Origin of the sequence: Mycobacterium asiaticum (assembly GCF_001673635.1) — a bacterium.
GTDB classification, from domain to species: Bacteria; Actinomycetota; Actinomycetes; order Mycobacteriales; family Mycobacteriaceae; genus Mycobacterium; species Mycobacterium asiaticum_C.
The window spans coordinates 38,770-50,110 of sequence record NZ_LZMH01000072.1 but is presented as its reverse complement, the minus strand read 5'-3'; the positions used below and the strand labels follow the sequence as shown (position 1 = coordinate 50,110).

The following is an 11,341-nucleotide window of genomic DNA, read 5'->3' as shown; positions in this document are numbered from 1 at the left end:
GACCGGCGGCCCCGGCGGCAACGGCGGCGGTGGCGGAGTCCTGTTCGGCTCGGGCGGTGCCGGCGGCGCGGGTGGACCCGGCGCCACCACGGGTGGCGCGGGCGGTGCCGGCGGGTCGGCCTTCCTGAACGGCTCCGGCGGCAGCGGCGGGATCGGCGGCACGGGGGTCGCGCCCGCCGGAACCCCCGGCCCGTTCACCGGGGGGCGCGGCGGCAGCGGCGGCAATGCGGGCTTCTTCTCGGGCGCGGCGGGAACGGGCGGCGCGGGCGGTGACTTCGGCAACGGCGGTGCCGGTGGCGCCGGTGGCAACGGTGGGCTGTTCGCCGGCGGCGGGGTCGGCGGGTACGGCGGATCCGCCGGCAACGGCGGGGCCGGCGGTGCGGGAGGCGCCGGCGGGCTGTTCGCCGGCGGTGGGGACGGCGGTGTCGGCGGATTCGGCACCACCACCGGAGGTGCCGGCGGGGCGGGCGGTTCCGGCGGCCTGTTCGGTGCGGGCGGTGTCGGTGGGGCTGGCGGTTACGGCCTCACCACCGGCGGCAGCGGCGGGCAGGGCGGCAACGCCGGATTTCTGTCCATGGGCCCCTCGGGCGGCGCGGGAGGCAGCGGCGGCGGCGCCAACAACGGCACCGGTGGAACCGGCGGGACCGGCGGCAACGGTGGCCTGCTCTTCGGCTCCGGCGGGACCGGCGGCAACGGCGGCGAGGGGCTGTTCAGCTCCCACGGTGGCGCGGGCGGCGCCGGCGGCAACGCCGGTCTGCTCAACGGCTCCGGCGGCGCCGGGGGCGCCGGTGGTGTGGGTGGCCCGAACCCGAACACCATCGGCGGCCTCGGCGGCGCCGGCGGCAAGGCCGGGGCAATTGGCAACGGCGGTGATGGCGGCGCCGGCGGGGGCGCCTCCGGCGCCGGCGGCGGAGGCGGCAACGGTGGTTCAAACAATGGGGCCGTGCTGATCGGCAACGGCGGCAACGGCGGCAACGGCGGAACCGGCACACCGCCGGGCGGGCCCGGCACCGGCGGCACCGGCGGCCTACTCCTCGGCCAGGACGGGCTTACGCCGCTTCTTTGACCGGCGGGCGGTAGAAGATCAACAGCTGGCCGATGGCACCGGCCAGGCCCAGGCCCAGCGAGATCGCCAAACCGTGCCAGCCGTCGAACCAGTTCTTGCCGAAGATCAGATGATCCAAGCTGAGTTTCCCGGCACCCAGGGTGGCGACGACCACCGCGCTCAGGGCCAGGACCAGGTTGTACTCCCAGCCCTCCTTGACGATGAAGAAACCGTTGGCGCGGTGCACCGTCCAAGCCGCGACGATCATCAGCGAGACGAAGCCCGCCGCCGGGATCGGGGTGAGCAGCCCGGCCGCCAAGCCCAGCCCGGCCGCGGTCTCGGTGGTCGCGGCGACGGTGGCATGGAACTTGCCCGGCTTCATCCCGATGCTCTCGAACCATCGGGCGGTGCCAGGTATGCGCCCGCCGCCGAAGAATTTGTTCAAACCGTGCGCGGCAAGGGTGAGACCCAACACCAGCCGCAGGATCAGCAACCCGAGATCGTAGGGAGTCATAGCGTCAAAACTAGAGCATCGGGCATAGCTGTAACAGCAGCGGCGGAGCGGCCGGGCCTGGCCACCCGTGTGGGACCATTGCAGGCGTTCCGGCAATGACCAGGGGGTGCAAGGATGGCTCGTCTCGCGCGACGCCATGCCCCCTCAGCAGGCACCCTGGGCGACCCCGTGGTGTTTCTTGACGGCCGGGCACAGCTGCCACGAGAGATCCTGGGCAACAAGGGCCATGGCATCGACGCCATGCGCCGTCACAATTTGCCGGTACCTCCCGCGTTCTGCATAACCACCGAAGTCGGGCTGCGTTATCTCGCCGAGCCGGGACCGACGATCGACGCGATCTGGGAGCACGTCCTGAACGGGATGCGCTGGCTGGAAGACCAAACCGCCCGCACGTTCGGGCGAGGTCCGCGCCCGCTTCTGGTCAGCGTGCGTTCGGGCGCCACCCAGTCGATGCCCGGAATGATGGACACGATCCTGGACCTGGGTATCAACGACGCCGTCGTACAGGCGCTGGCCGCGGCCACCACCACCGAGTTCGCCAACGACACCCGCCGCCGGTTCGGCCGGCTCTACCGGCGCGCCCTGTCGGGCGACGACGCCGGCCCGGAACCCCCTCCCGATCCATACGCTCAACTTCGGGCGGGCATCGAAGCCGTGTTCGCGTCGTGGAATTCGCCCCGCGCCATCGCCTACCGCGAACACCACGGCCTCGACGACCGAAGCGGCACGGCGGTGGTGGTCCAGGCGATGGTGTTCGGCAACCACGTGCCGAAGTCCGGTGCCGGCGTGCTGTCGTCTCGCAATCCGATCACCGGCGTCGACGAGCCTTTCGGCGAGTGGCTACCCGGGGGCCAGGGCGACGATGTGGTGTCCGGCCTCGTCGACGTGGAACCGATCGCCGCGCTGCGCGCCGAGCTGCCGGCCGTCTACGAAGAGTTGATGGCCGCCGCCCGACACCTCGAGCGGCTCAACGCCGACGTGCAGGAAATCGAATTCACCGTCGAGGACGCCAAATTGTGGCTGCTACAAACGCGCAGCGCCGAGCGCTCGGCGCACGCCGCGGTTCGGTTGGCACTGCAGCTGCGCCGGGAAGGCCTCATCGACGACACCGAGACACTGCGCCGTGTCACTCCGATCGACGTCCAGGCGGTGCTGCAGCCCGCCTTGGAGCCCGAAAGTCGCTTGGCGGCACCACTGTTGGCCAAGGGTCTGCCCGCCTGCCCGGGTATCGCGACCGGCACGGCATACACCGATGTCGATGAGGCACTGGACGCAGCCGACCGGGGCGAGCCGGTAATCCTGGTGCGCGACCACACCAGACCCGAGGACGTCCTGGGAATGCTGGCCGCACAAGGCATCGTCACCGAGGTCGGCGGGGCCGCAAGCCACGCGGCGGTGGTCAGCCGCGAACTCGGCCGGGTCGCCGTCGTGGGCTGCGGCCATGGGGTCGCCGCGGCATTGGCCGGCAAGCAGATCACCGTGGACGGCTACGAAGGTGAAGTGCGGCAAGGCATCCTGTACTCCACCGCATGGTCGCCGGACGACACGCCGGAGTTGCGCGAGTTGGCCGACATCGCGATGGCCGTCAGCCCACTGCGCGCGCATCCGAGTGGCGACCATCCCAAGCTGGAAGACGCGTCGGAGGCGGCGGCGCGCGCGGCGCTGAAAGCCGGGCACACCGACGTTGTCTCGCCCGCACCACTTATCACCATGTTGCATGCGATCCGCGCGAAGGCCGAGCGGTGAGCGAGCTCTGCGTGCTGCAGGCGGTCCGGTTGAAAGGCCGGGTGCGCCTGACCGACCTGGCCGCTACCCTGGCCGCCGACGAGACCGCGGTGGCCGAGAGGGTTCGCCAACTGGCCGCCGCCGGGTTACTTGTCGAGGGCCCCACCGTGCGGATCACCGCTGAGGGCCGCGCCCGGCTTGCCGAGTTGCTCACCGCCGAACGCCAGGGTGCCGATTCGGTCGTGCTGGTCACCGCATATGACGAATTCCATTCGGTGAATGCTGATTTCAAGGCGCTGGTCACCGACTGGCAACTCCGGGACGGCCAACCGAACAGTCACGAGGACGCGGCATACGACGCCGCGGTGCTGGCCCGCCTCGACGCCGTACACCAGCGAGTGTTGCCGATCATCGCAACGGTGACGGCGCAACTGCCGAGGCTGGCCGGCTATCCGACCAAGTTGAGCGCGGCCCTGGACAAGGTGAAGGGCGGCGAAACCACCTGGTTGACAAGGCCGCTCATCGATTCCTACCACACCGTGTGGTTCGAGTTGCATGAGGAACTGATTCTGGCCGTCGGGTTGACTCGCGAAGAGGCCGCCAGATCGGGTGACGCACAGTGAGTTACAACGCCGCGTCCAATACCCGCAGATAGCCGTCGATATCGGGCACCGCCGATCGTGCGGCGTGCACGCTGATCGCCACCGTGTCGCCGATGCCGTGCACCCCGTGGGTAAGGCCCATCACGCTCGACAGTGCGGGATACCCGGCGGTGAGCGTCACCGGAGCGCCACCGAAACGCAGGTCGTCCACTCCGCGGTACACGCTGGACACCACCGTATTGCCGGCCACCTGTGCCGGACGAATATCGGGGTCGAAATGCGATACACCCCAACGCAGCAACGCCGCGGGCACCGCGGCGAAAGCCCGGTCGCTGGCCCGGGTCGCGGGATGCTCGAACCGGCGGCGGGCATCGGCGAGGTCACCGGCGATCCGATTCATACGCTCAGCACGCGGCAGACCCGGGTACAACCCCACGACGGCGTTGCCGAAATGGTTGTATGCCAGCGGCGGCCCGGGTTTGACCATCGGCACCTCGGCGCCCAGCGAATCCACCTCGCCACCAAGCCATTCCGCCAGCGCCTCGGCCACTCTGGCCAGCACCCCGACCGTGACCGTGGGACCCGGTATCTGCCCGCGCCGCCGCACCAGCGTGCGCACCGCACGGTCGGCGCCAGGCCGGGCATTCGTGGCCACCAGCGGCCGCAGCCCAACCCCATGAGGTACCAGTCCCGCCTCGGTATCGCGCACCAGTCGGCGGTGGGCACGCGCCGCCGCAACCGCCAACCGGGGCGGAAACCCGGCCCGCGTCGCGGCGACCGTGGGTACCGGCGCCGGACGGCCGAACAGCCAAGCCGCCATGGCCGACGCCCGGGCGCCGTCCCCCAACGCGTGCGCGACCTGCAGCACCGCGACCGTACCGGGTCGGGACACCCCCGGAATGGCGTGCACCGGCGTGAAAACGTGCAGCCGCCACGCCATCTGGCGGATATCCAACTGGCGGGCGGCCAGGCCGGCCACCGCGGCCAGACACCCGTCCCAGCCGTCGTCGGTCAACTCCTGGCGGACTATCTGATCCGGCTCGGCCGGGGTGGGAACCCACCGCGGATAACGGGCCGCGCAGTCATCGGCGACTCGCATGCTCAGATCTGCGCAGGCGCGCGCCCGTCCGCGAACGCGGTCGAGCGCCGAGTCCAGGTCATCGGGTTCACCGTCGAACGCATACAGCAGGAACTGGTCGCTGGGAACCTTGGCCGACATCCAGTAGAACTGGGCGTCGACGGCTGCCATGCGGTGCCCGGCCACCACCTCAGCGGGGCGAACCGACGAAGGTCAGAACCAGGTTGGCGACCTTGTCCGGCTGTTCGAGCTGAAGGAAGTGCCCGGCATGCGAGACGACCGAAACCTCGCTGCCCGCAGGCAATATCGGCTCCACCCAGTGCGTGAATGCTGCCGTCATGCAGCCGTCGTCTTGACCGTGCAGGTACAACGTCGACAGCTGCGGCGGCTCCGTCCAGTAGCGGTGCAGCTCCGCATACTGTGCCGGCGGCCGGGTGTTGCGGATCGTGGCCCGGTACGGGCCCAGCGCCGCGCGCCAACTCTCCGGCGTCCCGATCGCGGCGTCGACGTGGCGCAGATCCTCGTCGGCCCGGTAGCCCGGGGACCAGCGCCGCCACAGCAGCGGCACCACCCACGACGCGGACCGCTCCGGCAGGAAGGGCAATTGGAAGTAGCTGATGTACCAACTGCGCAGCACCTGACGCGCCAACTCGCGGGCCAACCGGCCGCGATCGGACACCCCGCCCCGCGGCCGGAACGCCCCCGACGGCGGCACCGACATGATCACCGCTTTGGCGAACGGGCTTTGCGGCATCGCCGCCAGGCCCGTCGCAGCGATGGCCCCCCAGTCATGGCCGATGATCACGTCGCGGTCGGTGCCACCCGCCGCCGCCCGCACCCGCAGCGCATCGTCCATCAGCGCCCCGATGTGGTAGCTCCCGTCGACCGGAATGTCCGACGGCGCGTAGCCGCGCATGAACGGCGCGACGACCCGCCAACCGGATTCGGCAAGACGCGGCGCGAGTTTGCGCCACCCGTATGCGGTGTCGGGAAATCCGTGCAGACACAAGGCGATCGGGGCGTCGCCCGGTCCCCAGGTGAGCGCCTTCAGGTCGCCGTTGGGGCCTTTCACGTCGATCCAGCCTGGTTCAGACAACTCGACTCCTGTTCGCCGTTTGCTCGACCAGTCCAACGTAACCGGCCGTCAACGGGACAAGGAAGGGCGGCCTCGGCCGGCCTCGCCTACCAGGCAGAACAGCTCAGACTTGGGCGACCGCCTGCTCGAGATCGGCGATGATGATCTTGCTCATGCCGTGCATCGCCTTGGTGGCCGCGGCCGCCCGGGCGGGATCCGGATCGTTGACCAATTCCATCAGTCGGGCAGGCACAATCTGCCAGCTCAGGCCGAAGCGGTCTTTGAGCCAGCCGCACTCCGATTCCGTCCCGCCGTCGACGAGCCGGTTCCAGTAGTAGTCGACCTCGTCTTGATCTTTGCAGTCGACGGTGAAGGACACGGCTTCGTCGAAGGTGAACACCGGACCGCCGTTGAGCCCGATGAACCGGACACCGTCCAGCACGAACGACCCGAACGCGACCGAACCCGGCTCACCCGGCCCGACTTCGGTGTAGCGGGTGTATCCCTCGACGTAGGAGTTCGGAAACACCGAGGTATAGAACTCCGCCGCGTCTTCCAGGTTGTTGTCGAACCACAGTGAGGGGGTGATCGTCGGCATTGGCGCCTCCTTTGTCGTCTGGTCTGTCACAGGGGCAGACCGTGGCGGCATCGGAAACTCATCGGCGCTTGCCGAAAAAGATTACAAGTGTAATCATCCAACGGTGGGCTCACTTGACGGCAAAGTCGCCGTCGTCACCGGAACCAGCCGTGGGGTCGGCGTCGGCATTGCGCACGAATTGCTGCGGGCGGGGGCCACCGTGATCGGCTGTTCGCGCACACCCCTTGACGCGCTGCCCGGCGTCGAGTCGGATCCGCGGTGGGTGCAACGCAGCGCTCAAATGGTATGTGACCAAGGCGATTACCACGCGATCGACGCTCTGGTACAAGAGGTCGCCGACCACTACGGCCGGATCGACATCCTGGTCAACAACGCCGGTGGCACGGTCCCGGCACCACACGTCGACGACATCCCCGAGCTGGTGCAACGGCTGCAGGGAACACCGCGCAGCGCCGACGACTTCGAACGCACCGCGTTGTTCCACGCCTTCGCGGTGCAGATGAACCTGATCAGCCCGCTGTGGTTCGCAATCCGCGCTTATCGGCAGATGAAGACGCAGGACGGCACCGGTTGCATCGTCAACATCTCCAGCGGTGCCAGTCACCCGGCGGGGTCACCCACGCTGGTCTCCTATGGGGCCGCCAAGGCCGGGCTGAACCACATGACCCGCTCACTCGCCCAGGAATGGGGTCCCAAGGTGCGGGTCAACTGCGTGGCCCTGGGTCCGACAATCACCGACAACTTTCGCGCATTCGTGCTCAACAAGGACGACCCGACCGGCACCGAGTATTTCGCCAAAGTGCCGATGCAGCGCGGCGGTGAACCCGCCGAAGTCGGCCGGACGGTCGTCTTTCTGGCTTCGGGAACAGCCGATTACATCAACGGCACCACCATCGAGATCGACGGCGGCATGCTGCCGGGCGTGCTGTACGAAGCGGGCCTCAAGACCATCACGGACCTGATGTGAGGAGATCGTTATGACCTACTGCGAGGTATTGATATGAGCCGCAGGGTCATTCAGTATTCGACGGGCAACGTCGGCCGGCACGCGTTGCGGATGCTGATCGAGCGCGAAGACCTGGAGTTGGTCGGTGTGCATGCATCCAGCCCCGCCAAGGTGGGACGCGATGCCGCGGAGTTGTGCGGGCTGTCCACGCCGACCGGTGTGCTGGCCACCGACGACGTCGAAGCTCTACGGGCACTGGGGGCTGACTGTGTGGTCTACACGTCGCAGGCCGAGACCCGGCCCAAGGAAGCCATCAAGGAGATCGCCGGCTTTCTGCGGGCGGGTACCAACGTGGTCGGCTCCTCGTTCGTGTGGATGGTGGCACCCGAGCAGGCCGGCGACTGGTTGCGGGAACCATTGCAGCGGGCCTGCACCGAAGGTGATGCGACGCTCTACATCAACGGTGTCGATCCCGGTTTCTCCGGCGACACCCTGGCGTACACCGCGCTGAGCCTGGCCGAACGCGCGACCAGCATCACGGTGCAAGAGATCTGTGACTACGCCAGCTACGACGACGCTGAATTCACCGGTGTCAGTTTCGGTTTCGGTACGTCACCGGATCACACGCCGGTCATGTTCGCGCCCGGCGTGCTCACCTCGATGTGGGGCGTCCAGGTCCGCAGCCTGGCGCAGGACCTCGGCGTAGAACTCGACGAGGTGCGGGAGCGGTGCGAAAAGTGGGTGACGCCCGAGCCGATCGATTGCGTGATGATGCACGTCGATCCCGGACAGGTCGCCGCGGTCCGGTTCGGCGTCGACGGTATCCGCGACGGCAGGACGGTGATCACGATGGAGCACGTCAACCGACTCGGTACGACGGCCGCGCCGGACTGGGCGTACCCGCCGGACGGCCGGCCCGGGGTGCACCGGGTGGTCGTCGAAGGCACTCCGGGCGTCGAGATCAACACCCACCTGGGCGGGCACATCGATCACAACCAGGGCGGCGTCATCGCCACGGCGGCGCGGGTGGTGAACCTCATCGAGGCGGTGTGTCGCGCACCCAGCGGGATACTGGCCGCCCACGACCTCCGGCCGCTCGATCACCTGCACGGCGTGATGCGGTGAGGGCGCGCAGGCCGGCCGGTGGAACCCAGGCCCGCGCCGAGCGCAGCCGCCAGGCGGTCATCGACGAAACGGTGCGCTACGTGCTGCAGGAGGGATTCGCCCCGCCCAGCATCAGGCAGATCGCTGAGCGCGCCGGAATGACTTGGGGTGCAGTTCAATACCACTTCGGCGATCTGCACGGAATCCTGATGGCCGTGGTAGACAAGGGATTTGCGGAACTGCTCGACACGCTCGATGAGCTGCCGGGCCGAGCGGCGCAGATCGCACCCGAGGACCGTCCCGCCTTCGTCGTCGAAGCGGTGTGGCAGGCGTTCTCCAGCCCGACGTCGATGGCGGCCCTGGAAATCCTGATCGCCACCCGCAGCGCACGCACCGCGACCGCCAACGCGCATCTCGCGGCAATGTCGGCGCGGATGGCCGATATCGGCCAGCACCTGGGGACCGGCCTGGCGCCCGCGCAAGCGACCCGCCTGGGCAAGCTGATCTGGAGCACCGTGCGCGGCATGGTCGCACTGCAGCTGACCTGGCCCAAGCCGCTGGACAGCAGCCGAGACCGACAGATGCTCGTCGAAGTCATCACCGCGTACCTGACCAATGAGCACCCCCAACCGAACGAAAGGCTCACCACATGAGCACCAGCCCACAAACGGTCGAGTTCGCCGGGGTGGAGGCGATCACCCTGGTGGCCGACGAATGGAACCGCGGCGCGGCCACCGCGGCCGACCGCCCCACCATCCTGATGCTGCATGGCGGCGGGCAGAATCGCTTCTCCTGGAAGAACACCGGGCAGATCCTGGCGGACGACGGCTTTCACGTCATCGCCATCGACACCCGCGGGCACGGTGACAGCGACCGCGCCCCGGACGCCGACTACGACGTCGAGACGCTGACGGCCGACGTCATGCACGTCCTGGACGCGATCGGCCGGCCGGTGGTGATCATCGGAGCCAGCATGGGCGGATTGACCGGCATCCTGGTCGCGGACCGGGCCGGCCCCGACAAGGTGACCAAGCTGGTGCTCGTCGACGTGGTCCCGCGGTTCGAGAAGGACGGCAGCGCGCGTATCCGCGAATTCATGATGACCAACATCGACGGGTTCGATTCGCTGGACGAGGCCGCCGACGCCGTCGCCGCATACCTACCGCACCGGACCAAGCCGCGCAGCCCGGAGGGTCTGAAGAAAAACCTGCGCCTGCGCGACGGGCGCTGGTACTGGCACTGGGACCCCGCGTTCATGACGAAACCGGGCGACGACCCCGAGCTGCGTACCGAAGGCTTCGAGGAGGCCGCGGCCAACCTGTCCATCCCGGTGCTGCTGATCCGTGGCAAGTTGTCCGACGTCGTCAGCCCCGAGGGCGTGGAGCATTTCCTGACCCAGGTGCCGCGCGCGGAGTTCGTCGAACTGTCCAAGGCGGGGCACACCGCGGCGGGCGACGACAACGATGCCTTCAGCGACGTTGTGGTGGCGTTCGTGGAGCGTTCGAGCTAGCCGAGCGTGTCGAGCGTCGAGTGTGCCGAGTGTGCCGAGTGTGCAATTCCCGACGCGACACGCCGCCGACCCGTCGCGCATTGCACTCTCGGCGGCCCGGGCGCGCCGCTAGTTGGCCGGTTTCTCGGCGTGGCCGCCGAACTGCTTGCGCATCGCCGACAGTGCCTTGTTCGCAAAATCGTCGAGGTCGCGGGAGGCGAAGCGGGACTGCAGCGCGGTCGTGAGCACCGGCGCGGGAACACCCTCGTCGATCGCCGCGATGGATGTCCACCGGCCTTCGCCTGAATCCGACACGCGTCCGGAGAACTCCTTGAGATCGGGCGATTCACGCAGCGCGCTGGCGGTCAGATCCAGCAGCCACGAGCCGATGACGCTGCCCCGGCGCCACACTTCGGCGACGTCGGGAATGTCGAAGTTGTACTGGTAGAACTCGGGATTCGACAGCGGCGCGGTTTCGGCGTCGCCCTGCTCGACGCGAGTGCCGATGTCGGCGTTGCGCAGAATGTTCAGGCCCTCGGCCAGTGAGGCCATCATCCCGTACTCAATTCCGTTGTGCACCATCTTGACGAAGTGACCCGCGCCGGCCGGCCCGCAGTACAGGTACCCCTGCTCGGCTGGCGCGACCTCACCCTCGCGACCCGGCGTGCGGGGCGCCGCATCGACACCCGGCGCGACGGTGGCGAAGATCGGCTCAGCGTGGTCGAAGGCGTCCGAATCACCACCGATCATCAGGCAGTAACCGCGTTCGCGGCCCCACACCCCGCCGCTGGTACCGCAGTCCAGCAGCCGGATGCCGTTCTTGGACAACGTCTCCGCGTGCCGGATGTCGTCGCGGTAATAGGAGTTGCCGCCGTCGATCACGATGTCGCCGGACTCGAGGGTCTCGGCCAGTTCGTCGATCACCCCGGTCGTGATGGTCCCCGCGGGCACCATCACCCAAACCACGCGCGGAGCGGTGAGCTTGTCCCGCAGCTCGGCCAGCGAGGAGACACCGGTGACGTTGTCCTCGCCGGCCATGGCCTCGACCGCGTCAGGGCTGTGATCGTAGACCACGCACTCGTGCCCGCCCTTGGCCACGCGGCGCACGATGTTGGCGCCCATCCGGCCCAGACCAATCATGCCCAGCTGCATAGTTTTTCGCTCC

Annotated in this window: 12 protein-coding genes; 7 read left to right on the top strand and 5 right to left on the bottom strand. The window is 68.6% G+C overall.

Translation table 11 applies throughout. From position 1 onward, the window contains the following. On the top strand, positions 1-1,066 hold a 1,066-nt coding region (locus A5645_RS28415), incomplete at its 5' end, for a hypothetical protein (RefSeq protein WP_216638332.1). Here A5645_RS28415 and A5645_RS21740 read toward each other — a convergent pair. Then, positions 1,050-1,559 carry a DoxX family protein gene (locus A5645_RS21740; RefSeq protein ID WP_065035046.1) on the bottom strand — a complete coding sequence of 170 codons (510 nt, stop codon included), beginning with the start codon at positions 1,557-1,559 and terminating at the stop codon, positions 1,050-1,052. The genes A5645_RS28415 and A5645_RS21740 overlap by 17 nt on opposite strands. Before the next feature lie 114 nt (positions 1,560-1,673). Between A5645_RS21740 and A5645_RS21735 the strand changes: the two genes are divergently transcribed. Both A5645_RS21735 and A5645_RS21730 read left to right on the top strand, forming a co-directional pair. Next, complete coding sequence (locus A5645_RS21735) at positions 1,674-3,305, top strand: pyruvate, phosphate dikinase (protein WP_081288483.1); 1,632 nt, start codon at positions 1,674-1,676, stop codon at positions 3,303-3,305. Further along, positions 3,302-3,907: a winged helix DNA-binding protein gene (locus tag A5645_RS21730; protein ID WP_065130979.1), complete on the top strand. Its 606-nt coding sequence runs from the start codon at positions 3,302-3,304 to the stop codon at positions 3,905-3,907. The genes A5645_RS21735 and A5645_RS21730 overlap by 4 nt, the downstream gene beginning before the upstream one ends. A 1-nt stretch (position 3,908) precedes the next feature. Here A5645_RS21730 and A5645_RS21725 read toward each other — a convergent pair whose 3' ends face one another. From A5645_RS21725 to A5645_RS21715, 3 genes are all read right to left on the bottom strand, one after another. Then, the gene (locus A5645_RS21725) at positions 3,909-5,150 is read right to left on the bottom strand and encodes a WS/DGAT domain-containing protein (RefSeq protein ID WP_065130985.1); all 1,242 of its coding nucleotides are present in this window, start codon (positions 5,148-5,150) and stop codon (positions 3,909-3,911) included. Between the two features lie 4 nt (positions 5,151-5,154). Continuing rightward, positions 5,155-6,060 carry an alpha/beta fold hydrolase gene (locus A5645_RS21720; RefSeq protein ID WP_065035043.1) on the bottom strand — a complete coding sequence of 302 codons (906 nt, stop codon included), beginning with the start codon at positions 6,058-6,060 and terminating at the stop codon, positions 5,155-5,157. A 103-nt stretch (positions 6,061-6,163) separates the two neighbouring features. Beyond that, positions 6,164-6,637 carry a VOC family protein gene (locus tag A5645_RS21715; RefSeq protein ID WP_065035042.1) on the bottom strand — a complete coding sequence of 158 codons (474 nt, stop codon included), beginning with the start codon at positions 6,635-6,637 and terminating at the stop codon, positions 6,164-6,166. A 103-nt stretch (positions 6,638-6,740) separates the two neighbouring features. On the opposite strand from A5645_RS21715, the gene A5645_RS21710 reads away from it, so the two are divergent. Genes A5645_RS21710 through A5645_RS21695 form a run of 4 tightly spaced genes read left to right on the top strand, consistent with a single transcriptional unit; the run spans position 6,741 to position 10,197 of the window. Further along, positions 6,741-7,604: an SDR family NAD(P)-dependent oxidoreductase gene (locus A5645_RS21710; protein WP_065130978.1), complete on the top strand. Its 864-nt coding sequence runs from the start codon at positions 6,741-6,743 to the stop codon at positions 7,602-7,604. A 33-nt stretch (positions 7,605-7,637) separates the two neighbouring features. After that, on the top strand, positions 7,638-8,708 hold the full coding sequence (locus tag A5645_RS21705) for an NAD(P)H-dependent amine dehydrogenase family protein (RefSeq protein ID WP_065130977.1): 1,071 nt from the start codon (positions 7,638-7,640) through the stop codon (positions 8,706-8,708). Next, complete coding sequence (locus A5645_RS21700; RefSeq protein ID WP_065130976.1) at positions 8,705-9,340, top strand: TetR/AcrR family transcriptional regulator; 636 nt, start codon at positions 8,705-8,707, stop codon at positions 9,338-9,340. Before A5645_RS21705 ends, A5645_RS21700 begins: the two co-directional genes overlap by 4 nt. Then, entirely contained in the window at positions 9,337-10,197 is an 861-nt protein-coding gene (locus A5645_RS21695) for an alpha/beta fold hydrolase (protein WP_065130975.1), read from the top strand. The genes A5645_RS21700 and A5645_RS21695 overlap by 4 nt, the downstream gene beginning before the upstream one ends. Positions 10,198-10,305: 108 nt before the next feature. On the opposite strand, the gene gnd is transcribed toward A5645_RS21695, so the two are convergent. Beyond that, the gene (gene gnd, locus A5645_RS21690; RefSeq protein WP_065035038.1) at positions 10,306-11,328 is read right to left on the bottom strand and encodes a phosphogluconate dehydrogenase (NAD(+)-dependent, decarboxylating); all 1,023 of its coding nucleotides are present in this window, start codon (positions 11,326-11,328) and stop codon (positions 10,306-10,308) included. Between the last annotated feature and the right edge of the window lie 13 nt (positions 11,329-11,341).